At 45.1% G+C, this 24,238-nt stretch carries 19 protein-coding genes; 6 read left to right on the forward strand and 13 right to left on the reverse strand.

The genetic code is table 11. The features are described from left to right. Window positions 1–12 precede the first annotated feature (12 nt). Window positions 13–2,538 carry a S9 family peptidase gene (locus tag IUA53_RS10635; RefSeq protein WP_231401126.1) on the reverse strand — a complete coding sequence of 842 codons (2,526 nt, stop codon included), beginning with the start codon at window positions 2,536–2,538 and terminating at the stop codon, window positions 13–15. A 220-nt stretch (window positions 2,539–2,758) separates the two neighbouring features. On the opposite strand from IUA53_RS10635, the gene IUA53_RS10640 reads away from it, so the two are divergent. Then, window positions 2,759–3,298 carry a glutathione peroxidase gene (locus IUA53_RS10640; protein WP_044449564.1) on the forward strand — a complete coding sequence of 180 codons (540 nt, stop codon included), beginning with the start codon at window positions 2,759–2,761 and terminating at the stop codon, window positions 3,296–3,298. A gap of 141 nt (window positions 3,299–3,439) precedes the next feature. Here the strand turns inward: IUA53_RS10640 and IUA53_RS10645 are convergent, their stop codons facing one another. From IUA53_RS10645 to IUA53_RS10655, 3 genes are all read right to left on the reverse strand, one after another. Then, on the reverse strand, window positions 3,440–4,039 hold the full coding sequence (locus IUA53_RS10645; protein WP_044447688.1) for an FMN-dependent NADH-azoreductase: 600 nt from the start codon (window positions 4,037–4,039) through the stop codon (window positions 3,440–3,442). A 334-nt stretch (window positions 4,040–4,373) separates the two neighbouring features. Then, window positions 4,374–5,624 carry a cystathionine gamma-synthase family protein gene (locus IUA53_RS10650; protein ID WP_082052980.1) on the reverse strand — a complete coding sequence of 417 codons (1,251 nt, stop codon included), beginning with the start codon at window positions 5,622–5,624 and terminating at the stop codon, window positions 4,374–4,376. Between the two features lie 93 nt (window positions 5,625–5,717). Beyond that, window positions 5,718–6,353: a 1-acyl-sn-glycerol-3-phosphate acyltransferase gene (locus IUA53_RS10655; RefSeq protein WP_052806665.1), complete on the reverse strand. Its 636-nt coding sequence runs from the start codon at window positions 6,351–6,353 to the stop codon at window positions 5,718–5,720. Window positions 6,354–6,536: 183 nt separating this feature from the next. On the opposite strand from IUA53_RS10655, the gene IUA53_RS10660 reads away from it, so the two are divergent. From IUA53_RS10660 to IUA53_RS10670, 3 genes are all read left to right on the forward strand, one after another. Continuing rightward, on the forward strand, window positions 6,537–7,328 hold the full coding sequence (locus IUA53_RS10660) for an NRDE family protein (RefSeq protein WP_196897063.1): 792 nt from the start codon (window positions 6,537–6,539) through the stop codon (window positions 7,326–7,328). A 141-nt stretch (window positions 7,329–7,469) separates the two neighbouring features. Beyond that, on the forward strand, window positions 7,470–8,660 hold the full coding sequence (locus IUA53_RS10665; RefSeq protein ID WP_044057262.1) for an amino acid aminotransferase: 1,191 nt from the start codon (window positions 7,470–7,472) through the stop codon (window positions 8,658–8,660). A gap of 165 nt (window positions 8,661–8,825) precedes the next feature. Continuing rightward, a complete protein-coding gene (locus IUA53_RS10670) occupies window positions 8,826–9,206 on the forward strand; it encodes a DUF3703 domain-containing protein (RefSeq protein WP_231401127.1) in 381 nt (126 codons plus the stop codon). A gap of 62 nt (window positions 9,207–9,268) precedes the next feature. Here the strand turns inward: IUA53_RS10670 and IUA53_RS10675 are convergent, their stop codons facing one another. The 6 genes from IUA53_RS10675 to IUA53_RS10700 form a co-directional block, all read right to left on the reverse strand. Further along, a complete protein-coding gene (locus tag IUA53_RS10675; RefSeq protein WP_196897064.1) occupies window positions 9,269–10,294 on the reverse strand; it encodes a methionine synthase in 1,026 nt (341 codons plus the stop codon). Between the two features lie 28 nt (window positions 10,295–10,322). Then, the gene (locus IUA53_RS10680) at window positions 10,323–11,300 is read right to left on the reverse strand and encodes a DUF1852 domain-containing protein (protein ID WP_044057264.1); all 978 of its coding nucleotides are present in this window, start codon (window positions 11,298–11,300) and stop codon (window positions 10,323–10,325) included. A gap of 191 nt (window positions 11,301–11,491) precedes the next feature. Next, the gene (locus tag IUA53_RS10685) at window positions 11,492–11,947 is read right to left on the reverse strand and encodes a YaiI/YqxD family protein (protein WP_044057265.1); all 456 of its coding nucleotides are present in this window, start codon (window positions 11,945–11,947) and stop codon (window positions 11,492–11,494) included. Between the two features lie 25 nt (window positions 11,948–11,972). Then, window positions 11,973–12,734, reverse strand: coding sequence for an SDR family oxidoreductase (locus IUA53_RS10690; protein ID WP_044447694.1), 762 nt, complete (start codon window positions 12,732–12,734; stop codon window positions 11,973–11,975). A 28-nt stretch (window positions 12,735–12,762) separates the two neighbouring features. Then, entirely contained in the window at window positions 12,763–13,530 is a 768-nt protein-coding gene (locus IUA53_RS10695) for an SDR family NAD(P)-dependent oxidoreductase (RefSeq protein WP_044057267.1), read from the reverse strand. Window positions 13,531–13,554: 24 nt separating this feature from the next. Next, on the reverse strand, window positions 13,555–15,357 hold the full coding sequence (locus tag IUA53_RS10700) for an acyl-CoA dehydrogenase (RefSeq protein ID WP_196897065.1): 1,803 nt from the start codon (window positions 15,355–15,357) through the stop codon (window positions 13,555–13,557). Between the two features lie 137 nt (window positions 15,358–15,494). Between IUA53_RS10700 and IUA53_RS10705 the strand changes: the two genes are divergently transcribed. After that, on the forward strand, window positions 15,495–16,484 hold the full coding sequence (locus IUA53_RS10705) for a GlxA family transcriptional regulator (RefSeq protein WP_044058912.1): 990 nt from the start codon (window positions 15,495–15,497) through the stop codon (window positions 16,482–16,484). 123 nt (window positions 16,485–16,607) lie between these two features. Then, window positions 16,608–18,854: a TonB-dependent receptor gene (locus IUA53_RS10710; protein ID WP_196897066.1), complete on the forward strand. Its 2,247-nt coding sequence runs from the start codon at window positions 16,608–16,610 to the stop codon at window positions 18,852–18,854. A gap of 152 nt (window positions 18,855–19,006) precedes the next feature. Here IUA53_RS10710 and IUA53_RS10715 read toward each other — a convergent pair whose 3' ends face one another. The 3 genes from IUA53_RS10715 to IUA53_RS10725 form a co-directional block, all read right to left on the reverse strand. Next, entirely contained in the window at window positions 19,007–19,363 is a 357-nt protein-coding gene (locus IUA53_RS10715) for a hypothetical protein (RefSeq protein ID WP_044447698.1), read from the reverse strand. Between the two features lie 267 nt (window positions 19,364–19,630). Continuing rightward, on the reverse strand, window positions 19,631–22,780 hold the full coding sequence (locus IUA53_RS10720) for an efflux RND transporter permease subunit (protein ID WP_196897067.1): 3,150 nt from the start codon (window positions 22,778–22,780) through the stop codon (window positions 19,631–19,633). Beyond that, entirely contained in the window at window positions 22,780–24,012 is a 1,233-nt protein-coding gene (locus IUA53_RS10725) for an efflux RND transporter periplasmic adaptor subunit (protein ID WP_196897068.1), read from the reverse strand. The genes IUA53_RS10720 and IUA53_RS10725 overlap by 1 nt, the downstream gene beginning before the upstream one ends. Window positions 24,013–24,238 lie beyond the last annotated feature (226 nt).

A 24,238-nucleotide genomic window follows, 5' to 3' on the forward strand; every position in this document is an offset into this window, starting at 1 on the left:
TACCGATAATGACTAAAGGTGAGTTTCAAACAACTTGTAGATACGTCGGTACTCATCTAGCCACGAGCTAGGCTGCACAAAGCCATGGGGTTCGACCGGGTAAATTGCGGTTTCAAAATTTTCTTTTTCTAATTCGATTAAACGCTGCACTAAACGCACGGTATCATGAAAAAACACGTTGTTATCCACCATAGGTGCATTAATCAGTAACGGCTTTTGCAGCCCATCGGCAAAATAAATAGGCGAGCTGCGCTTATAGGCAATAGGGTCGATTTGAGGCGTGTTTAAAATATTCGACGTATAACCGGTATTATAATGCGCCCAGTCTGTTACCGGCCTTAACGCAGCGCCGGCTGCAAATAAATCAGGTTCTTTGAACATGGCCATAAACGTAAGGAAACCACCATAAGAACCGCCGTAGGTCCCAATGCGTGATGTATCCACATTCGCATGGTTGGCTAACCAATTTACCCCGTCTCGTAAGTCTTCAAGTTCTGGTTTGCCCATGTGGCGGTAGATAGCCGTTCTCCAGGCACTGCCATAGCCCGCGGACGCACGGTAATCCATATCTAGCACGACATAACCTTGCTGTGCCAACATGCTGTTAAACATAAACTCTCTGAAATAAAGCGACCAGCCATAGTGTGCATTTTGTAAGTAGCCTGATCCATGGTTAAAAACCACGGCTTTATTCGGTGTACTGCTGTCGCTATTTTTCGGCAAATACAGTCTGGCGTAAATTGGCGCTTCGGTATGGCTTGAAGGTATTTCAATAATGCGTGGTTCAATCCAAGGCATCGCATTGTAGGCGTCGGTGGTACCGAACGTCACTTGCTGGGCAGCGCTATCTTGGCCAATCTGTTTAACATACAACTCAGGCGGACGCTGGATTTTGCTGTGGGTTAACAGCAGCGTTTGTTCGTCGGGACTGAGTTTGTAGTCAGTCATGCCGCCCAAATTCGTCAGGGCTTCTGACTGCAGCGTCTCCACATTCACCCGATAAATCTCGTACATACCTGGGTGCTTGACATTCGCCTTATAGTAAACGTATTTGTCATCCTTGGTTAACGTAGGATGACTGGCCACAAATGAGCCGGCAGTCAGCGCCACAGGGCTTTCATTTAACGCTTTGATATAAAGGTGAGCGTAACCCGTTTCTTCTGATTGATAATAAAGGACATCTGAATGGTGAAGCCAGCCAAACGCATTGTGACGGTAATTAATCCAAGCGTCATTGTGTAAGCGATGTTGATTCACCAATTCGCCATTCTTAAAATTTACTGTCGCAATCCATCGGTCTTTATTGTCCCAGGCCTCCAGCATGACGGCCACTTTTTCACCCGATGTATTCCAACGAATTGTGGGTTTGTTCCAACGGGTAGCAGACATTAACCGAATATCCCGTGGAAGGCGGTTTATTTCGTAGCGCTCGCCTTTCGCTTCTGCATTTTCTCTTTTAACGTCTGCCAATACGTCTTCGTTAAAGCCGGGTAAATTAAAATACGTCAGTTCACGCTTTTCTCCAGCCGTTAAATCAATTAACCACAATTGATGGTTAACTGGCTTAGAATCAACTACACGCTGACGTACAGACTGGCTCGCAATACGCCCGTCTTCTTGAATATAGTGAGGCATAATGTCGGATTTATCGCGAGTTGCTCGTTTTTCTTTAGTGGCGATAATGGCATATCGGCCATTTGGCGAGACACTCACTCCCGCCAAAGTGTGAGCGGCGTCAAAGTAAAATGGCACAGGAGCAATACTGTTATTGTACTCAGCGATTTGACTTTTTTGCGCTGCTTTTTCTGTTTTGTTGTGACGTTGTTTCTTTATGTATTCAATTAAGGTTTGTTGCTCTTTAGCAATGTAATCCTTAGCAGGCTTCACCGGTGAGGGCTTTTCGCCGAATACCCACTGAAGTAGTTCTTCACGTTGACCATTTTCTAAGTTAATGGCAATAAATCTATTGCCATTAAGTGCCATTAGTCGTCCATCGGTCATAAACGACAGCATGGAAAGTCGTGAGCCACCCCGGGTTAACTGGACAAGCTCGCCATCGGTAAACTGAACATACGCACTGTCGCCGTAAAGAAATGCAACCACGCCATCGTTACGTTCTACCCGCTCTTTGAAACGATATTTATGAAGTTGGCTTAACGGTGCCTTTTGGGTTGCCGTTGGCGCGGTTAACGGCGCAATATAGGTTTCTCGATTCACGCTTCCTTCTTCGTTAAGTTCGTAGACTAACGCCTTTCCATCGACAGACCAGTTCATAGAAACAGGAAAACGCCCCATCCAACTGGGATCTGACATGATTTTCTCTAACCTAATGACGGTTTCGCCATTCTGTTTGAGCGAGGACGACTGAGAGGTCGATTCCAAGGTATTATTGTTACTTAAGCCCTTGATATCCTGAGTTATCGCGGATTCTGACTTTACTGCATGAGAGGGAGCTCGCTTCTCCGTAGACGTTGTTTGACACCCTGTGACCACCACTGTCATTAATGTGGTCAAAAATAAACATGACGAAACTTTCATAATTACTGCAATTTCTTTTTAGTTGTTTTAATTTGTACTCAGTATACCCAATTACGCTAGATTTGGGTGCGGCGCTTGCCGCTCACTATTGTCTAACAAACGCATACTTAACCCTAATAACGTTTAACCTAAATCACTTTGCTAATAACGCTGTTTAGCAAAAAACATAATACTAATACACTATAGGACAGCCACTGTGAAGTTATTCAGCCGACACACCATTGCCTCAATACTGACCCTTGTAAGCTTATTCCTTGCCCCCACCGTCAGCGCAAGTGAATGCCCCGCCGTACTTAAATTTATGAAACGAAAATTAAACTCGCAAGAAACCGTCAACCTGTGTGAAGACTACGCAGGAAAAACCGTGCTTGTGGTTAATACCGCCAGTTATTGTGGTTACACGCCGCAATTTGAAGGGTTGGAAGCCTTATACAGTGATTATAAGGATAAGGATTTTGTGGTGTTAGGCTTTCCTTCTCACGACTTCAAGCAAGAAGATAATGACGAAGGTAAAACAGCAGAACTTTGCGAGCTCACCTACGGCGTGAAATTCCCCATGTTTGAACCCACATCGGTGAAGGGAGATGATGCTGATCCCATGTTTAGAATGCTGGCAAAAGCCACGGGGAAAGCACCAAGTTGGAATTTCAATAAATACCTAATCTCACCGGATGGAAAAACCATTACTCACTATCCTGGTTCAGTAAAACCTTCTGATTACGGATTTATTGATGACGTAAAAGCGTATGTAGAAAATTAAGCGTTTGTGTCCATTCCTACACTGGCAAACATAAAAAAGCCCCGCGTGATACGCGGGGCAACAAGCACACTCAACTTGGAACACACTTTAGCGGTAACGTAGAAGATACGTTTCGCCAACTGCAATAATTTAGTCAACAAACTAGCTTAAGAGTTCAACAATTTCGCCCTTCGCTTGCTCAATACTTTTCGTTGCTTGTTCCTCACCCATGTTAAGTCCTTCTGCATAAACAAAATTAATCTCTTTTATGCCAATAAAATTAAGGAAATGTTTTAGGTATGGGGTTTGGGTATCAAAATCTGAGCCCGCATAAATTCCGCCCCGCGCAGAAAAGACGGTTGCAGACTTATTCTCAAGCAAACCAACCGGCCCGGTTTCAGTGTACTTAAATGTAATTCCTGCCCGCGCAATACGATCGAAGTAGGCCTTTAAGCTTGAAGGAATACCGAAGTTGTACATAGGAACCGCAAGTACAATTTCATCCGCCTGTTTGAGCGATTCAATCAGATCATCAGAATGTTTCGCCAATGCAACTTGCTCATCAGAGCGAGCATTTTCTTCTGTCATCCACGCTTGCATCTCAGCCTGCGTTAAATGAGGCAAGGCGAGATCAGCAACATCTAAAGTAGTCACCGACGCTTGGTCGCTCGCCGTCAGCTTATTTAAATAGTCACGCGCTAAGGTTGTAGAGTTACCACTTTCGCCATTTAAGCTAGAAAATACAGCAAGTACCTTTTTCATATCTGTTCTCCAATAATAAAGTGAGCCCACTTTATTGCATATTTAAAAGAACAAAAATAAGAAAAAAACCTTACTAACATTTCAAAAAAACGAATGGTAATGCAGAAGGGTATGGAAAGAACTCCGATGATATGCTGCAAGAAGCATGATCCTATACATATTTCGTCACGCAATCGAGTTTGCCACAACACAATTAGGAAGAACTAAGATGCAAAGGACCAAGATGCTTCTTGCAAAAATAATACTATCACTGTTTTTACACGAGATGCGACTTTATATTTAACGAACAGCTCTGGCTGCCCGTTAACACCTATCGCCGACGCTAACATTTACGTTAGCCGTAATACTCCGCGTTTAATGCCTGTAAAAAATCGGCAATCAAATCGTCTGTATCTTCAATACCTACTGATACACGCAGCATATTGTCTGAAATGCCCATCTCTTCGCGTTCTTGGGCACTGTTTTCAAAGTAGATGGTTGGTGCTACGGGCAATGCCAAAGTGCGGTTATCCCCTAAATGCGTTGCACATATGACCAAATCCAGGTTGTTTAAAAACGCCACGGGGTCAATACCGTCAATTAAGTCGAAACTTAAAATTGCGCCATACCCTGCGTTTAATTGCTCTCGTGCCATAAAGTGTTGCGGATGATCGACCAAACCTGGGTAAAACACCTTCGCTACGTTAGGATGATTGTCTAAGAAGGTCGCTAGTTTCATTGCATTTTGCTGACTACGCATCAGACGCAGCGCTAAGGTTTCCATTCCCAATGCAATAGCACTAGCAGATTGCGGCGATAATGTTGCTCCTAAGTCGCGCAAACCGCGCTTCTTAATTTGGGTTAAGCCCCATTGTGTTTCATCAGCCACTTGATAAGCCGGCTTAATGCCTCCAAACGCTTTCCAATTAAACAAGCCAGTATCAATAACCGCACCACCCAATACATTGCCATGACCGGCAATGTACTTGGTTAAGGAGGTAAAAATTAATGACGCTTTGTAGTCTTTAGCACGCAGTAACGGTGGCGGCGTCATGGTATTGTCAACCATAAACAGAATGTTCTTTTCTTCACAGAATTGACCAATGGCGTGTAAGTCAGCGACCTGAGTCACCGGATTTGCAACCGTTTCTGTGTACACTCCTCGGGTATTCGGCTGGTAGGCATCCATAACCAATTCAATGTCAGTCACATCGGTATAGGTCACTTGAACACCAAAATCTTTAATGGTTTCAAAGAAACTGCGGGTATTACCAAAAAGGTATTGGCTAACAATGAGGTGGTCGCCAGCTTTAAGTAACGCGAATAAACTGCTGCTGATTGCCGCCATTCCGGTAGCATAGCAAAGTGCACCAACGCCCCCTTCTAACTCGTTTAGCATTGCTTGTAACGCCGCCACAGAGGGTGACGATGAACGAGAGTAAACATGTGCAGCCTGCTTGCCCTGAAATGCATCAATTATGCCTTGGGCATCTTTAAATTCGAACAGAACAGAGTTAGAGGTACTCGTATGAACGCCACCATGTTCAGGCGTATTAAGCATGCGATCAGCATGCACTTGTCGGGTGGTGAATCCCATTTTTGTCACGGGTGAAGCTCCGAAGTCAATATACGCGCCAGCCCCGAATTCTGCCTGACATGACAGGCTCACGCCTTCGCCTTACGCGTAGGACATCGTAAACTAGGGCTGCGTTATGCAGTTTTTAGGATATTTGCCGCAAACATTACCATAAAATGCACAAATAGTTTGCATTTGTTCGTGGGTATTCGTGACTTCGCGAATTACCGGCCCAAAAACAATCTGTTTATGTTTGTAGTCCAGCCCAATGAGTTGAATCGGAATTTGCGCTTGTTTAGCGATATGGACGAACCCTTGTTTCCAGGGAAAAGCGGCTTTTCTCGTGCCTTCTGGCGCAAGGGCCAATATGAGATCTTCCGATTGGCTTATTTGTGATGCTATGGCTGTCACCACACCATGAGCCCGGCTACGTTCGATAGGAATGCCGCCTAACTTTCGAACAATGTACCCAAGGGGGGGAACGAAAATACTGTGTTTGCCGAAAAAGCTTAGCTTCAACTGACACGAAAACACCACCAGCAAGCCAATGAAAAAATCCCAATTAGAGGTATGAGGCGCGACCGCTAAAATCGCTTTTGGCGCATTGATTAACTCACCTTTTACCGTCCACCCTCTTTGTGTCAGTAACCAGGAAGAACATCGGGACAACCATTGAGGCCATTTTCGCGGCATTAATTCACCTATGGATACTTGCCCAATGTACGACACCTGTTCTGAATATTGAGGATCATTTTTCATTTTTATTTTTCTGTTACCGCACAATATGTTAATAAGCAATTGGTTAAGCACAATGGAAACATGAATTCATGATTGTTGCTAACATAAATTTAACAATACTCGCACTCTCTCTTTTATGGTGAACCCACAAAGGGTATAGATGCTTATTCATTAACAAGACACAATTAGGCGAAAGAGTAGATTATGTGTATTTTGTTTATTGCTCGTAGAAAACGCGCTGACTACCCACTTATTATTGCGGCCAATCGTGACGAATTTTACCAGCGCCCTACCGCGCCCTCGGCGTTTTGGAAACATCATCCACACATGCTTGCTGGGCAAGATTTAGAAGCAAGTGGTACTTGGATGGGGGTAACCCGCCAAGGCAAAATTGCTGCCTTAACCAATGTACGCGCGCCATCAGAAATGAAAACTGACGTAAACTCTCGCGGCGAACTCGTGGCTAATTGGTTGCAGCAACCCTTGGCTGATCATCAAAATAACAGCCTCGTGGCGATAGATGAATATTTGCAGTCGCTGCATCTATCGCGAAACCAATACAATGGTTATAACCTTTTGTTCGGCGATGTCGCGCATCTGTGTGTTTATAACAACGTGAATGACACCACCCACGGCGTTGAACAGGGCGTGTTTGGTTTGTCGAATGCAGATATTGTCACCCCTTGGCCTAAAGTTACTCAAGGTGTCACTGCATTAAATCAGTACGTTGACGCACAAGCTAAAATTGACTGTGAAGACCTATTTGCGCTTTTGAAACAAGACACAAAAGCCCAGGATCAAGCGCTACCTGACACCGGAATTGGCTATGAGTGGGAAAAGGCACTTTCCTCTATTTTTATTCAGACGCCTAAATACGGCACACGCACCTCAACCTTGCTGCTTGTGGATGCTAACAACGTGCTGACATGGAAGGAAAGAAGCTTTTCAGACACCGGGCTAGCAACGCAAACACGGGAATTTAGTTTTCAAATTTAGCGCATTTTTAGCATGACGCTTTCGCGTTTTATTAAAAAGCCGCTTTATTGAAATATTTTCAACTAATAGGGGTCGTTTTTTCTACCATCGGTGGCATAATGCCTGCCTGCTACTTTTTGCATACCAACGTGAGGACATAACGTGTTTGAAGTATTACCCCATCTCGCCCCAGATCCAATTCTTGGCCTGTCAGCTGCTTATCGCGAAGACACTAACCCTAATAAAATTGATTTAGGTGTAGGTGTCTATAAAGATGAGCAAGGTAATACCCCTATTCTTTCAAGTGTAGCGAAAGCACAAAAGATGCTATTAGAGACTGAAACCAGTAAAACGTATATTACCCCGCAAGGTAATCAAGGTTTTATTGATGGCATGCTATCGCTATTGTTAGGCAAAAGCAGTCCAGTGTTGTTATCTGATCGTGTTGCTGCAGTGCAAGCCCCAGGCGGTTGTGGCGCACTGCGTATTTTGTCTGAATTACTTGTACGTTGTAACGATAATGCGAAAGTATGGGTCAGCGATCCCACGTGGGCAAACCATATCCCGCTCATCGGTTCAGCTGGCCTTAAGATTGAGAAATATCCTTATTTCGACAAAGCGACTGCTAGCATCCGGTTTGATGCCATGATGGAAACATTACGCCAAGTTGAAAAAGGTGATGTGGTATTACTTCATGGTTGCTGCCATAACCCTACGGGCGCAGATTTAACCAACGCGCAGTGGGACGAAGTACTGGAAGTGGCAAAAGAGCGTGAGTTCTTACCCTTTATCGACGTTGCATATTTAGGTTTTGGTGAAGGTTTAGACGAAGACGCCTACGGCCTTCGCTTACTCATTGAAAACCTGCCTGAAGTTATCGTAGCGGCGTCTTGCTCGAAAAACTTTGGTTTGTATCGTGAGCGTGTAGGTCTCGCCGCTATTATTACCGAAGACAGCAAAACCCGTAATATTGCACAAGCGCAAATTCAATCTATTGCTCGTGGCATTTACTCTATGCCGCCTAGCTACGGTGGCGCTTTGGTGGATATTATTTTAGCTGACGAAGCACTTAATAATGAATGGGTAAGCGAAGTTAATGATATGCGTGAGCGCATGAAAACGCTGCGTGCTATGTTGGTGAAAAATCTTCACGAGAATGGCTCGCCGAAAGATTTCAGCTTCGTAAACGATCAAAAAGGCATGTTTTCGTTCCTGTGTATTACCCCAGAGCAAGTGCGCGAAGTTCGTGAAAAACACAGTGTCTACTTCGTCGACTCAAGCCGCGTAAACATTGCAGGCATTAACCAGCAAAATGTTGAAACCTTAGCGAAAGCGCTGGTATCCGTACTCTAAAATAGGTGTGATACACAGAATACATCTGTGTACCAATACCCTAAATAGAAAAGTCGCCATGCTTTTTAAAAGCTGGCGACTTTTTTGTTTTATTTGCTCTATTTGCTAAGCATGTCAATTCGGTGTCATACTCCTATCACCGATAAAATGAGGCACAGCAAACCCATGAAAATGAACCGCCTAGTAAGCCAGTTTACCAAGAACATCACGCCTCACGTTGAAGCTGAGCTTCGCCTGGCCCAACTAGCCAGCTCAAATAACCAATCGTCGAAGGCGTTTTTTCACTTAGAAAATGCCCATGTACTTGGGCAAGAGTCTACGTACTGGCACGTAAAGGTTCATTTGCTGATGTTTTTGTGGGCCATTAAAAATACAAAACTCTCTGAATGTCTCGGGCAAGCTTTTCGTTTAGTTGGTGCTTTAACAAAAACGGCGCTGGGGCTGGTACCTAAAGGTAATACCGGAGGGAGCAATATAAGCCCGTTTAAAACACTCCCCTTACGACCTGAGCATGCTAGGGCCATCCAAGCCGCTAAAGGTATTTAAAAACGCGGATAAAAAAACAGCGTTTCATCAAACGCTGTTTTTTATTTAGTCAACGGGATTGGCTAGCCGAGTTCGCCTCGGACTATGGCGGCCCCGGCACTCAGCACTTGCATTTTACCTTCGGCAACAGTGCGTGAAAGCGGTGTCATACCGCAGTTTGTTGACGGGTAAAGCTTGTCTGCATCAACAAACTGCAGCACTTTTCTTAAGGTGTCAGCCACTTCCTCAGGGGTTTCTATGGTATTCGTTGCGACATCAATTGCGCCTACCATGACCTTTTTACCACGTATAAGCTCAATTAAGTCCATTGGCACCCGTGAGTTTTGACATTCTAACGAAACAATATCGATAGTAGAGCTTTGTAACTTAGGAAAAACATCTTCATACTGACGCCATTCTGAGCCCAGTGTTTTCTTCCAATCGGTATTCGCTTTAATGCCATAGCCGTAGCAGATATGCACGGCGGTTTCACATTTAAGGCCCTCTGCTGCGCGCTCTAATGCCGCTATGCCCCAATCGTTGACTTCATCAAAAAATACATTAAAAGCAGGCTCATCAAACTGAATGATATCAACCCCAGCCGCTTCTAGCTCTTTAGCTTCTTGATTAAGTAACTTTGCAAATTCCCATGCGAGCGCACCACGATTCTTGTAGTGGTCGTCAAAAAGCGTATCCACCATTGTCATGGGGCCTGGCAAAGCCCACTTAATGGGTTGCTTGGTGAGTTTACGCAGAAACTTAGCATCTTCCACAAATACCGACGAAGGACGAGTAACCTCATCCACCACCATTGGCACACTGGCTTCGTAACGATTGCGAATTTTAACTGTTTTACGCTTTTTAAAATCGACACCATTGAGCTGCTCAATGAATGTGGTGACAAAATGCTGGCGAGACTGCTCACCGTCACTAATGATGTCTATACCAGATTGTCTTTGATTTTGAAGGGCTAAGCGCAGTGCGTCTTGTTTCCCTTCGACTAATTCTGCGCCCTGTAACTTCCATGGTGACCATAGCGTTTCAGGCTGAGCGAGCCACGCAGGTTTAGGTAGACTTCCGGCGATTGACGTAGGTAATAGTGTATTCATGTTTGATACTGCTTATAGGTAAAGTAAATTAAAGGGCGGCGCTAGCTGACCACTGCTCAAGGGCAGATTGATACGGTTTTATGAAGTGCTCTTCTACGTATTTCCCCTGTTTCACTGCTAATTGGCTACGCTCTTCACGATCGTAAACAATGCGTGTTAAAGAGTGATCTTGTTGTCGCAATGAAGGCTTATAACAAGCTCCGGCGACTGCATTCGCGTTATAAATTTCAGGGCGATAAATTTTTTGAAACGTTTCCATTGTGCTGATAGTACTGATTAGCTCAAGATGGGTGTAATCATTGAGAAGATCGCCAAAGAAATAGAACGCTAGCGGAGCCACACTGTTCGGCGGCATAAAATAACGCACCTTCAGCCCCATTTTGTTGAAATACATTTCGGTTAGCGACGACGAATCAGGCTGATATTCGATACCCAATACAGGGTGACGATTCTCGGTTCTATGATAGGTTTTATTTTCTGACACACTTAAGCAGATAACCGGCGGTTTCTTAAAATGGGTTTGATAAACATCAGAATTAACAAAGTGTTTAAATATCTTGCCGTGCAACTCGCCGAAATTCTCTGGTATGGCGAATTTAGGCTGACCCTTATTGTAGTCAGATAACACAATGCTGAAATCGTAATCGCGCACATAGGATGAAAAGTTATTCCCCACTATGCCTTCAATGCGTTTCTGGGTATGCGTATCGACGATATTCGTTTTCAAAACTTCAATGCTTGGGAACGTTTCCCCATTGCCTTTTACATCGATATCCACAGAGACGATTTCGAGTTCAACAGAATAGCGATCGCCCGATGCATTATCCCAATGTGCGAGTGCGTTAAATCGGTTATCAATCATTGCCAGCGTATTACGCAAGTTTTCTTCACGCTGAGCGCCGCGCGCTAAGTTTGCAAAGTTAGTAGTAATACGGGTATGGCTAGATGGACGATAAGATTCATCAAAGCGCTGGTGCTTTACGGTAAATGTGACATCTTTATTCATTGCAATCTACTGTGTTGTATTTTGACAAGTTAAACCTAATGGCGACATGCGCATTGTGCGCTTAACGAGGGTTATACGCGGTTTAACCCATGAATAAAAATGACATTATTTCATTAATTAATGAAAAATCCTCATAGTTTGAAATGTGAGCGTAGAAAAAAGAACGAAAAGAAAGGAGAAAGCGCGCAAAGTTACTTGGCGCGCATGCCTTGGGTAAGCAGTCTGTCTAGGGAATTAGCAAAGTTTTGTTTGTCTCGCTGGGAGAACGCTTTAGGCCCACCTGTGTGTTCGCCGCTTGAACGTAAGGTATCCATAAAATCCCGCATGGTAAGCGCAGCACGAATAGAAGACTTGTCGTATTCATCCCCTCGTGTATTAATGGCGCTGGCATTTTTCGCGAGCAAATCTGCGGCTAACGGGATGTCATTGGTGACCACAAGGTCACCTGGCTGCACTTTCTCAACAATATAGTCATCGGCGGCATCAAAACCTGCGGGCACCAATGTCAGGGTGATATGTTTGTCTGGTGGTACAGACATAGAATGGTTCGCAACTAAAGATAAAGGCAGACCAGTACGTCGGGCTGCCTTAAAAAGTATATCTTTAATGACACTAGGGCACGCATCAGCGTCTACCCATATATGCATAGTAAAATCTCGTTCGCTTTTATTTTTACGCTAGCATACCACCATCAACAACCACTGTCGTGCCTGTCGTATAGCTTGAGGCATCGGACACGAGGTACAACACGGTGCCTGCCATTTCGTCAGGATCCGCTACCCGTCCTAGCGGGATAACCTTAAGGGCGTGTTTTAATATTTGCTCATTGGTGGTGAGCGCTGAAGCAAACTTAGTATCGGTGAGCCCTGGCAATAACGCATTAACACGAATATTCAGCTTTCCACACTCTTTGGCAAATGACTTAGTCATGCTAATAACCGCAGCCTTAGTGATAGAGTAAATGCCCTGCATATCGCCAGGGGTCACGCCGTTAACTGACGCCGTATTTAAAATAACACCGCCACCCTGCTCTTTCATCATCTTGCCCGCTTCAATGGACATAAAGAAATAGCCACGAATATTAACATCAACGGTTTTATTGTAGGCGCCTAAATCGGTATCAAGGATGTGACCGAAATAGGGGTTTGCCGCCGCATTGTTTACCAATATATCCAGCTTTTTAAACTCTTGCTTGATCGTGGCAAAGGTATCCGTAATTTGTACCATATCGCCCACATGGCAGGCCATGGCTGTTGCTTTACCCCCGGCATCTCGAATGGACGACGCCACCGCTTCGCAGCCGTCTATTTTGCGGCTAGATACAATAACGTGCGCACCATACTGGGCTAAAAGTCGAGCAATTGACTCTCCAATTCCGCGACTCGCACCAGTCACTAGTGCCACTTTTCCCGTTAAATCAAATAAATCTTTCATGTATTTTGTCCTTTTTCACTCTGTTTGCCTAAGCCAACATTCCACCATCAAGTACCACAGATTGGCCCGTCATAAACGATGACTCATCACTACACAACCAGGCAATCGCATTGGCAATTTCCTCAGGCTTGCCCAACCGTTTCATTGGGTTTGCCGCAACCAGCCCTTTTTGGCCTCGCTCATCTAATTTTGACAACACCCCTTGTACCATAGGCGTATCAACAAAACTGGGGCACACAGCATTAATACGAATATTGGCTCTGGCGTACTCAACAGCGGCAGATTTCGTTAAACCAATAACGCCATGCTTAGATGCGCTATAAGCACTGATCATGGGTGCTGATCGCAACCCTGCTACCGATGCCACATTAATAATGTGGCCCCCACCTGTTGCCGTCATGTGTTTAAGCGCATTTTTCATGCAATACCACACACCGGCCAAATTCACTTGAATGTTTTTCATAAACATCTCATCGTCAACATCGGTCATGGGAGCGGGGAAATGGTCAATACCCGCGTTGTTGATGATCACATCAATTTTTTCAACCTGGGATAAGGCGCTTTCAAACATGGCTTTTACTTGCTCAGGGTTTGTCACATCCACAGTCACCGCATAAGCTTTGCCGCCAGCGGCTTGTAATTCAGCGACTAAGGCATTCGCGTTTTCTTCATTCACATCGGCCACGCCAACAATAGCGCCTCTGGCACATAAGACAGTCGCCGACGCCGCACCAATACCAGAACCTCCGCCCGTTATTAAGATATGTTTACCTTCAACATTTGCCGCTACGTTCATTCGTTGTGCTCCACATTTATTCTGTTAGAAATAGCTTGCTTTAACGTTGTTGCATGTAGCATTTTGGCCACGCAACACTTCTATATCTCTTGAAACTAAGGGTAATTCCCAGTGTAAAAAGTATTCTGCTGCCGCCAATTTACCTTCGTAAAAGTCCACATCATGACCCTGTATACCCGTGCTTAATGCACGCTCTGCCACATTGGCTTGGCGCAACCAAATCCAACTCACCACACACGCTGAAAATATGCTTAAAAAGCAACTTGCGTTGGTCAGTAGTACAGATTGTTTGTCTGATGTTAAGTCTTTGCCGGCCTGTTGAATTAGTGCACCTAATTCGTCTAAGTAGGGTTTTAGTTTTGCAGCCAGAGCCTGTGCTCTAGGGGTTTCTGCACGGGTCATGTCATCAGTCACGCGGGTTAGCAACACTTGTAAACCTTTACCCTCGTGTTGCCATAGCTTTCTTCCCAACAAATCTAGCGCTTGAATACCGTTGGTTCCCTCATGAATAGGGTTAAGTCGATTGTCGCGCCAGCATTGCTCAACAGGGTACTCTCGGGTGTACCCTGCCCCCCCTAATATTTGAATAGCGAGATCATTCGCCTTGGGGCCAAATTCTGACGGCCATGCCTTAAAAACAGGGGTTAATAAATCCAGTAATTGAGAGAGTTCTGCGCGCTTTGCTTCATCGACTTCGGTTTCTAATTCGTCAATTAACATACTGCCATAAAGGCACAATGACATGCCGCCTTCACAGTAGGCCTTTTGCGCTAGGAGCATTCGCCGTACATCACCGTGATTTATAATTGGCGTTGGGTCGTCCTCTGGCGCTAAATGAGGTGCTGCCCGGCCTTGCGTTCTATCTTTGGCATAGTCTAATGAGTAACGGAACCCTCTATAGCCAATCATGGCCGCGCCATAACCAACGCCTATACGAGCCTCGTTCATCATCATAAACATATACCGCAAGCCTTGATGGGGCTCACCAATCAAATAGCCGTGGCAATCGCCATTTTCACCGAAGGTTAATGCGGTAGAGGTGGTACCACGGTAGCCCATTTTGTGTATAAGCCCCGCTAATGTTACATCGTTACGCTTATCCGGGTTTCCTTCCTCATTCAATCGGTACTTAGGCACGGCGAACAGCGAAATGCCTTTTACCCCAGCAGGCCCACCTGGAATTTTTGCCAAAACTAGGTGAACAATGTTGTCAGACAGCTCGTGTTCTCCGCCTGAAATATAGATTTTACTCCCCTTTACCCGGTAACTGCCGTCACTTTGTAACTTTGCAGAAGTGCGAATATCAGCGAGTGATGAGCCAGCGTGAGGCTCGGTTAAGGCCATGGTGCCAGTAAAATCCCCGCTAAGCATCTTCGGCAAAAATGCCTGTTTGATTGTATCTGAGGCAAAATGCTTAATTACATTCGCGGCAGCAGCGGTGAGAAAAGGGTATGCAGTGGAAGAGGGGTTGGCGGCTAAGAAGTAGCCTGCGCACGCATTCATCACCGTTACCGGTAATTGCATCCCACCCTCTTCAAAATCGAAATGACCCGCAATAAAACCGGCATCACGATAGGTGTCAAAAGCGTCCTTTACCTCAGCAATCATTGATACTTTGGTGCCATCGAAGGTGGGCTCGTTCTTGTCTGCGGTGGCGTTATGGGGCAAGAACTTCTCTTCCGCCATCTTTTCAGCCATATCTATAACCGCATTAAAGGTTTCAACATTGTGTTCGTTAAAGCGAGTTCGACTGCACAGGCCTGCCGTATCTAAAACTTCATATAGTTGGAATTGCATTTCTCGACGAGGAATGAGTTGGTCGGCCATAATGATCTCCACGAATAATTGTTAATGCATTGTGTCATATTCGTTACCATGGCATCATTGTCATTAATGACACAATTATGGTGAAAACCGCCAACCATAATTTAAACTTATCCACTCAAATAAATTATATTACTCATATGAATAGAACGCCTTTTATTGTTACTGTGTTCGGCTTTGAACATGCACTGGCGTCGGCCATTACGGGGGCGTTAGATTTGTTTGCTTTTGCCGGTATCAGTTGGCAGCGTATCCATCATCAACGCCCCACGCCCCAATTTACCGTGCAATTAGCGAGCTCCCACGGCCAACCCATTGTGTGTTCAAACCAATTAACACTGAACCCTCATTTAGCCATTGAAGATGTGGCACACACGGATATTTTGCTTATTCCCACCATTGGCGGCGATATTGATACTGTGCTGCAAAACAACGCAAATCAATTGGTTCAGTTACGACGGTTACACAAGCAAGGTGCGGATATCGCTGCAAACTGCACAGGCACATTTTTGCTAGCAGAAACGGGAATTTTGAATGATAAAGTCGCCACGACCCACTGGGGTTATGCAGATAAATTCAAAGCGCGCTATCCAATGGTGAATGTACAGCCAGATAAAATGGTGACCGAAGATAACAGCGTGTTTTGTGCTGGTGGCGGAATGGCGTGGATTGACTTAGCCCTGTTGCTTATTGAACGGTATTGCGGGAACGGCATAGCAAGTGACACAGCCAAATCTCATGTACTCGATTTGTCCCGAGCTAATCAAACTGCATATGCAAGCAGTCGACAATTTAAGTTTCATCAAGACAAAGATATTTTGGCGGTCCAACACTATATTGACGCCCATCTGCACACGCCGATGACCCTCAACGAATTAGCGGGAAAACATAATCTTACGGAACGCACGCTTATTCGTCGGTTTAAACATGCATGTGGGTTTACCCCCTTACAGTACTTACAACGCATCCGGTTGGAACGGGCGCGGAAACTACTTGAAACCACGCATGCACCTATAGAGAGCATAGTGAACCAAATTGGATATGAGGATCTCAGTTCCTTTTCACGACTTTTCAAAAAGAACACTAGCCTCTCTCCATCGCAGTACCGGTCTAAGTTTCAGCGGTTTTAATTTATTAAAAATAAAGTGAAGTTTTTATTAACCGAATTGTGTAAACTATCTCGCCGCGTGCATGATGATTATTTTTTGCACCAAAACACTACAAAAGCATAAACTACAATTCTTGGTGGACACATGAGAACACACAACTTAGCGACATTAGCGCTGGCTATCAGCACAGCGTTTAGCGCCCCCGTTCTTGCTCAAGACACAGAAACGACAGAAAAAAAACAATCTGCGCTTGAACAAATCACAGTTACAGCCCAAAAACGCACCCAGTCAATTCAAGAAGTACCTATTTCCGTTGCTACCCTAAGCGGAGAAAAGTTTGAAAGCCTATTCTCCGGTGGAGAGGATATCCTGGCACTTGCTGTACGCGTTCCAGGCCTTTACGCAGAATCGTCCAATGGACGCGTTGCCCCTCGATTTTACATTCGCGGATTAGGTAACACCGATTTTGACCTAGCGGCGTCGCAGCCAGTGTCAATTATCATGGATGAAGTGGTTATGGAAAACGTTGTACTAAAAAGCTTCCCGCTTTTCGACGTACAACAAGTTGAAGTACTTCGCGGTCCTCAGGGTACGTTATTTGGACGCAATACCACTGCAGGTATCATTAAGTTCGATACGGTTAAACCCACTCAAGATGTTGAAGGTTATGCAAAGGCTGGTTTCGGCTCTTACGGTACGATGAACTTTGAAGGTGCTGTCAGCGGTGGACTTACCGATGAGTTATCAGCACGTCTCTCATTACTTTCTCAAGAACGTGATGACTATATTGATAACGCGGCTTCTGGTCAAAAGGACGCACTAGGCGGCTATGACGAAAAAGCGTATCGCTTGCAACTTCTGTGGGAACCGTCGGCAGACTTTTCTGCGTTACTGAATGTCCACGGTCGTGAGTTAGAAGGCACAGCGTCCATATTTCGCGGTAATGTCTTCGATGAAGGTAGCAATGAACTTAATGATAGCTACGATCGTGACACCGTCAATTATGATGGTGATTTAGAGGCCGATGGCACCGACAACAATCCTCAAGAATACGAAGGTTTTGGCGCGTCTCTTAAGCTTGAATATGATATGGACGAGGTCACTTTCACCTCAATTACCGCCATGGAAACTGCCGAAGGCTCAAGCCTTGGCGATATTGACGGTGATGCTATTGCCTCGCAAAACTTTGTCACCCAAGACGACCTCAACGATTTGGAACAATATACCCAAGAATTTCGTTTAGCGAGTAATACCTCAGATGCGATTAACTGGCAATTAGGTGCCTTTTACTATGACGCATCCTTCAACGTTACCACCACTGATGGGTTCTTCGGTGCGACGACGGTATTCCATGATAACCAAACCTGGGCCCTGTTCGGCCAATCGTCTTACCAAGTTAATGAAAGACTAAACATCACTGGCGGGATCCGTTACACCCACGATAAGAAATCTCTGATATTGGGTGAACAAAATGCAGATAGTTTGGGCGTATTGCTAGGTTTTGTCAGCGTTCAAGCGTATGACGACATCATGGTTGATGATGGGCAAACCAGCTACGAGTTGAGCGCAAATTATCGCGTGACCGACGATATGTCAGTATTTGCTCGCTATGCGAATGGGTTTAGAGCGCAAAGTATACAAGGGCGTGCGGTTGCATTTACAGAGTCTCCATCGGTGGCTGACGCTGAAACAATTAACTCATTTGAAGTGGGTGTTAAGTCGGATTTACTGGATGACACGCTACGCTTAAATGCCGCAGCATTTTTCTATACCGTCGACGATATGCAGTTTTCAGCCATCGGCGGTTCAGATAACCTAACCCAGCTGGTGAATGCCGATAAGGGCGAAGCGTATGGCTTTGAAGTTGATGCTCAATGGTTGGCCACTGATGAGCTTACATTCACTGCAGGTTATAGCTACAACCACACTGAAATTCAAGATGACACTTTGACCGTTGCGCCATGTGGAGCAAGCATAGCCACTGCTACCCAAAGCCACTGCACTGTATTAGACGATCGTCCTGACGGTTACAATGCGGTCATCGACGGAAACCCCTTCCCCCAAGCACCAGAGTCTATATTCAACTTTACTGCGCGATACACCATCCCTATGGGTGATGACGGTGAGTTCTTTGTATTCACTGATTGGGCATTCCAGGGCGAAACAAACATCTTCTTATACGAAGCTGCTGAATTCAAAACAGACGATAATTTCGAAGGTGGCCTACGTATTGGTTACGAGAACTTTGCTCATAACTACACGGTGGCCTTGTTTGGACGTAACATTACCGACGAACATAACGTTAAAGGTGCAATCGACTTTGCAAACCTGACTGGTATTGTTAACGAGCCGCGTATCTGGGGTGTTGAGTTTAAATACACCTATTACTAAACGGCGTTTTTGACCCATTCTGGTTTACCAAAGCGGCAATGTAATTCATTGCCGCTTTTTTATATAAGGTAAGCAACGTATTAACACCATTGTGCTTAGCCATGATAAACCCGGCCGTAATACTCACTGACTTGCATCCATTAATGTACTAGCTATGCTGCTAAGTGAACATCCCGACACGTCCCTTGCACTAATTGCTGTAATTTTTTACACACTTTTACCCAGCGCGTCACACGTTGGTAATAGACTTGTTCAATTAATACTCCTTTCTCATCAAAAAGGAAGCTGGCTAACTTGCCTTTGTTCGACGGCAGATAGAAGTGATGCACCGTAAAATAGCGCGACAGCGGAGCATGAGATATTTTCGTATACATACAAAAAGGCAGAGTATCGGCTCGCTTATCTCCCCCCGTTAAGCGCATTCTGCGTTGAAAGGTATCGTAGCCCGGACAAGACATAATGCCGTGCTTAACAATAAGTTGATCTACTGCTTTTACACCTGTTTGCATACGTTAACCTCGCTTTCTGATAGTCGGCATTGACAGCGCTTTGTTCTAACGCGCCTCGCGCTAGAATGACTTACGGATAATGATGTGCGGAAATCATCGTACCAACAGAAAAATAGCACTCAAAATAAACCGCAGATTCATTTTAAACCATACTGATTTTTCATACAGTATAATCATGTTTGTACGAAATGCAAACAAAAAAGCCGCTGACACTTTATTCAAGCGTCAGCGGCTATGACTTTATTCTTCTGCCAGGTAGCAGACGGTTTAGGACGTAGGAGGTTCTGAATGTGCCAAATGAGAGTGCTTTTTCTTATTCACGAACACATTTTTGATGTCATTAAGAATGAGATACAGTGCAGGCACTAGCAGCAAAGTAATAACGGTGGCAAAAAGAATACCGAACGCTAATGAAATCGCCATGGGGATAACGATTTGTGCTTGTAAGCTTCGCTCGAACACAATTGGCATCAAGCCCATAAAGGTCGTCAATGAGGTCAGGATAATAGCGCGAAAACGCTGCGTCCCGGCACTTATTGCTGCATCAATCAGCGACAAGCCTTCTTTGCGCGCGCGGTTGACGAAGTCCACCATAATCAAGCTATCATTAACCACTACTCCGGAAAGCGCGATAATGCCACAAATAGACAGCACGCTCACGGCCATGCCTAGCACCAAGTGCCCTATGATTGCCCCTACTATGCCGAAAGGGATCACAGACATAATGATAAATGGCTGGCTGTAAGATTTGAGCGGGATAGCCAACAAGGTATAAATGGCAAACAGCGCAAATAACAAACCTTTCATTAAGCTAAACATCGCATCCGCTTGTTCTTTTGAATTGCCCTGCAATTGAAATTCTACGTTAGGGTATCGAGCAAGCAGGTCTGACATGAGGTTATTGACCACGTCATTGGTAATTTCAGAAGGATCCATCAAGGCTTTATCCACCACAGCCGTCACGGTAACCGAACGCTTTCCATCTACTCGAATAATTGAATCAAAGCCTTGACCCACAGTAAAGGTGGCCACTTGTTGAAACGGGATCTCTTGACCGTTAGGTGCGCGTACTCGCATGTTCTCAAGGTGCTCTATGGAACTACGTTCAGATTTAGGGTAACGAACCATCACCTTAATTTCTTCATCATCCCGCTGAATGCGCTGTACTTCTGCACCATAAAAGCCAAACCTTACCTGTTGACCTAGTTGCTGTAGGGTAATACCAAGTGCATCAGCTTGCGGCTTAAGTGCCAATTGAACTTCTTCGCTCCCCCCGGAGAAAGTATCGTTTATATCTGTGACCCCTTCATAAGCATCTAGGGCTTCTTTTAACTCATTGCTGATCGCTCGAAGCGCTTTAATATCACCTGAACTAAATTCAAAACTGAGATCTGCGCCGCCACCAGGGCCGCCTGGAGAGCTAATGTTAAATGATTTTACGCCAGGTATTTCAGGTAGCTCTTGTCGCCACCTATCTTGGATTTCAAAATCTCTTAAGGTACGGTTTTCACCCTTAGTCAACTCAACAAGAATTTGACCACCTAAATTCCCTTCATCGAAGGCTATAGCATGTTTCACCACACCTTCGCCGTCGTCTTCGGCTATTTTGTCATCCATTTTCTGCATGGCATCACGAAGTGTATTGAGCACATTATCGCGCTGCTCTAGGGAAGAACCAGGCTCAAGCTCGAAACTGGCGACCATGAAATCATTAGGAATACTCGGGAAAAAGACAAAACGCACAATGCCACCACCGAATAAGCCCACGGTCAAAATTAACATCGCAATAAACACCGACACTGTGGTGTAACGATTTCGAATCGCTTTAGCTAAAAATGGCGCATAGGTATTTTGAATGAAACGCTTTATCCCTTCACTGAATATATCTCTGAATCGTTGGAAACCATTCGCCGTTGCCGGGTCGTATGGCTTCAACTTCATGTGAACTAAGTGAGCAGGTAAAATGAGTTTGGATTCGATCAAAGAGAAGGCAAGGCAAACAATCACCACCATACCGATGGTTTTCCAGATAATACCAAATGGTCCTGACACCATCAGCATAGGCGCAAAGGCAGCGATGGTGGTAAGAACACCAAAGGTCGCTGGCATGGCAACTTTTTTCACGCCAGCGATAACGTTATCGGTACTGTGGCCTTTTTTATCAATTTCAGAATAGGCTGATTCGCCCATAATAATGGCATCATCGACGACAATCCCCAATACCAATATGAAGGCAAACAAGCTAAGCATGTTAATAGAAACACCTATCATATCTAACGGCATCACGAGTAACGTACCCAAAAAGCACACTGGCAGGCCGACTATCACCCAAAATGCCAGTTTAATTTTTAGAAATAGCGACAACACCAAGAAAACTAGCAACGCCCCAAAGAACATATTTTCCAGCATCATATTCAAACGGTCGGCCAGATAGAAAGAGCTATCTCCCCATGTATCTGCCGTAATATGTGCAGGGAATATGTCTTTTTGGCTGTCGATATATTGATTAACTTGTTTTGAAATTTCTAGGGCATTTTGGTCGCCTACTGCGCGGACGCGCAAGCTAACAGCCGGTTTGTTGTCGAACAAGGCATATTGATTGTTTTCAATGAATCCATCATTGATGTACGCCACATCGCCCAGCGTTACTCTGGTTCCGTTTGCATTGGTGACTAATACAATTTGAGAAAAGTCCCACCCTGTATAGGCCTGGCCTTTAGTCCGTAATAAAATGTCGCCGTTTTCGGTTCGAATAGAGCCACCAGGCAAATCAACGCTGCTTTGACTCAAACGCGTGACTACGTCTGCAAAAGTAAGGTTGTACTTTTGTAAGTCTACCTCGGATAACTCAACTGAAATTTCATAATCTCTTGCGCCAACTACCTGTACGCTAGATATTCCCGGTAAATTGGCAATGTCGTCACGAAGGTTTTTGGCAAACTCTTTCAGCTCTCGCTCTGTGGCATCACCATAGACGGACACCCAAATAACGTCCTGCATCACTTTTTGACGATAAACCACCGGCTTTTCTGTGTCTGCCGGGAAGCTGGGAATGGCATCTACCTGCACTTTTACTTCATCAAGCAACGATTGTACGTCGTAGTCTTCTTCCACTTGAATCGTTACAGTACCCATTCCCTCTACAGCCGTTGAGTTGAGCTGTTTTATACCCTCGAGGTCTTTTACCGCTTCTTCAATCTTAAGCAACACCCCTTCTTCAACTTCTTGTGGCGCAGCGCCCAAGTAAGGTACCCGTACGTTGACAACATCAAACTCAAAACTGGGAAATACTTGTTTTTGAATACTAAAAGCACTGAACAGGCCGCCCACAACCAGCAGCCACATCAATAAATTCGCCGCAACGCTGTTACGAGCAAACCAGGCAATCAGCCCTTTTTGCGTATCAATCCGGCTCATTATCTACCTCCGTCAGAGGCGTCGCTAGGCACCGCATCGGTGTCGCTAGCTTTGTCTGATTCTGCTTCTTCCGATAACACAGGATCGTCGCCAGGCAAACGGACTTTCATTCCATTGTACGGGTTTGGTACCGCACTGGTGACCACCAAACTGCCTTCGTCTATGCCACCAGCAAGGTAAACATGGCTGGCAGTCGTACGGGCAACCTCCACCGGCTTAATCTCTATTTCTCTATTGTCGTTAACGATTAACACGGTGTTATCCAGCCGTAACAGGCTACGCGGTAACACCATGAGATTTTCTTGCTGACGTGATGTCACTTGTGCTTCAACAAACTGTCCAAATCTGAGCGGCGCAGCGTGAGTGGCGGCAAGGTTGTAAGGGTCTGAAACCTCCACTATCGCGTACACTACTCTACTTCCGGTATCTAACACACCTTCTGAACGCACAAGCTTGCCTTCCCAAGTACGAGTCATCCCGCCCACCGTGGCTCGCAGTGACACAGGGGCACCTTCGCTAGATTGACCCGCGATATCAATAAACATCAAATCACTGTCAGTGATAGGTAATCTAACTTCTGCTGTGTCGGTTGAGTATACGGTACCTATGGGTGTGCCCGAGGTCACAAATTGTCCTAAATCAATATTTCGTTCTACCACAATACCATTGTAGGGAGCCCGAATACGGGTACGCGCTAAATTACGTTTGGCACGTTCTAACTTTGCCTCTGCCGCTTTTACATTCGCTTGCTCTTTTGCCAATTGCGGTTTGCGCAAACCTAATTCTGGCGGCGCCACACTGCTCACTGAACGCCATTCTTGCTCGGCTACCTTACCGCGCGCAATTTCTTCTTCTAACGCCGCTTGAGCCTGTGCTAACTCTGCCTCAGCAAGCTTTACATCGGTTCTGTAATCATCTTGCTCTAAGGTGGCCAGTACGTCCCCTTTTTTAAACGTACCGCCGACAATAAACTGAGGGGATAAACTCACTAGCTGCCCGCTCACTTGCGCGCTCAACGACGTTTTATTTCGGGGAACCACGTTACCTTGAGACGTAACGATAAAATTAACCGGCTCGCTATTCGCTGGCTTGGCATCAACTAAAAATGCGGGAATTTCGACGGGTACTTGTTCGGGCGGCTTTCGCGAACCAATCATGATTACTGCGGCTACTACAGCTACAAGTATAATCACCAACGGAACAACACTTCTTATCAGGTTGGAGTTTTTCATTTACTATCCCTAGGAATGCTAAAACATAACGCGTGGTGAGGGCTTGAAACCTATATTCACCCTGTACCGACTCAACGCCGTATGCATTAATGCAAAGCAAGATTGTTTTATTATTAATAACTGCGTAAGAGCAAGTTGCTCTAGTCTACTTTTTTTATTGTCGAAGCGCTTGCTGAAGATTGTTAGATTTTGTGAATACATTCAGCATTTCTTATATTTAACCTCT

Source organism: Alteromonas sp. B31-7, from assembly GCF_015767655.1.
GTDB lineage: Bacteria > Pseudomonadota > Gammaproteobacteria > Enterobacterales > Alteromonadaceae > Alteromonas > Alteromonas australica.

What these genes read in the sequence shown, in the direction of transcription:
- IUA53_RS10635 (WP_231401126.1), bottom strand. Translation starts at nt 2,538, where the DNA reads ATGAAAGTTTCGTCATGTTTATTTTTGACCACATTAATGACAGTGGTG.
- IUA53_RS10645 (WP_044447688.1), bottom strand. Translation starts at nt 4,039, where the DNA reads ATGAAAAAGGTACTTGCTGTATTTTCTAGCTTAAATGGCGAAAGTGGT.
- IUA53_RS10655 (WP_052806665.1), bottom strand. Translation starts at nt 6,353, where the DNA reads ATGAAAAATGATCCTCAATATTCAGAACAGGTGTCGTACATTGGGCAA.
- IUA53_RS10660 (WP_196897063.1), top strand. Translation starts at nt 6,537, where the DNA reads ATGTGTATTTTGTTTATTGCTCGTAGAAAACGCGCTGACTACCCACTT.
- IUA53_RS10670 (WP_231401127.1), top strand. Translation starts at nt 8,826, where the DNA reads ATGAAAATGAACCGCCTAGTAAGCCAGTTTACCAAGAACATCACGCCT.
- IUA53_RS10675 (WP_196897064.1), bottom strand. Translation starts at nt 10,294, where the DNA reads ATGAATACACTATTACCTACGTCAATCGCCGGAAGTCTACCTAAACCT.
- IUA53_RS10680 (WP_044057264.1), bottom strand. Translation starts at nt 11,300, where the DNA reads ATGAATAAAGATGTCACATTTACCGTAAAGCACCAGCGCTTTGATGAA.
- IUA53_RS10685 (WP_044057265.1), bottom strand. Translation starts at nt 11,947, where the DNA reads ATGCATATATGGGTAGACGCTGATGCGTGCCCTAGTGTCATTAAAGAT.
- IUA53_RS10690 (WP_044447694.1), bottom strand. Translation starts at nt 12,734, where the DNA reads ATGAAAGATTTATTTGATTTAACGGGAAAAGTGGCACTAGTGACTGGT.
- IUA53_RS10695 (WP_044057267.1), bottom strand. Translation starts at nt 13,530, where the DNA reads ATGAACGTAGCGGCAAATGTTGAAGGTAAACATATCTTAATAACGGGC.
- IUA53_RS10700 (WP_196897065.1), bottom strand. Translation starts at nt 15,357, where the DNA reads ATGGCCGACCAACTCATTCCTCGTCGAGAAATGCAATTCCAACTATAT.
- IUA53_RS10705 (WP_044058912.1), top strand. Translation starts at nt 15,495, where the DNA reads ATGAATAGAACGCCTTTTATTGTTACTGTGTTCGGCTTTGAACATGCA.
- IUA53_RS10710 (WP_196897066.1), top strand. Translation starts at nt 16,608, where the DNA reads ATGAGAACACACAACTTAGCGACATTAGCGCTGGCTATCAGCACAGCG.
- IUA53_RS10715 (WP_044447698.1), bottom strand. Translation starts at nt 19,363, where the DNA reads ATGCAAACAGGTGTAAAAGCAGTAGATCAACTTATTGTTAAGCACGGC.
- IUA53_RS10720 (WP_196897067.1), bottom strand. Translation starts at nt 22,780, where the DNA reads ATGAGCCGGATTGATACGCAAAAAGGGCTGATTGCCTGGTTTGCTCGT.
- IUA53_RS10725 (WP_196897068.1), bottom strand. Translation starts at nt 24,012, where the DNA reads ATGAAAAACTCCAACCTGATAAGAAGTGTTGTTCCGTTGGTGATTATA.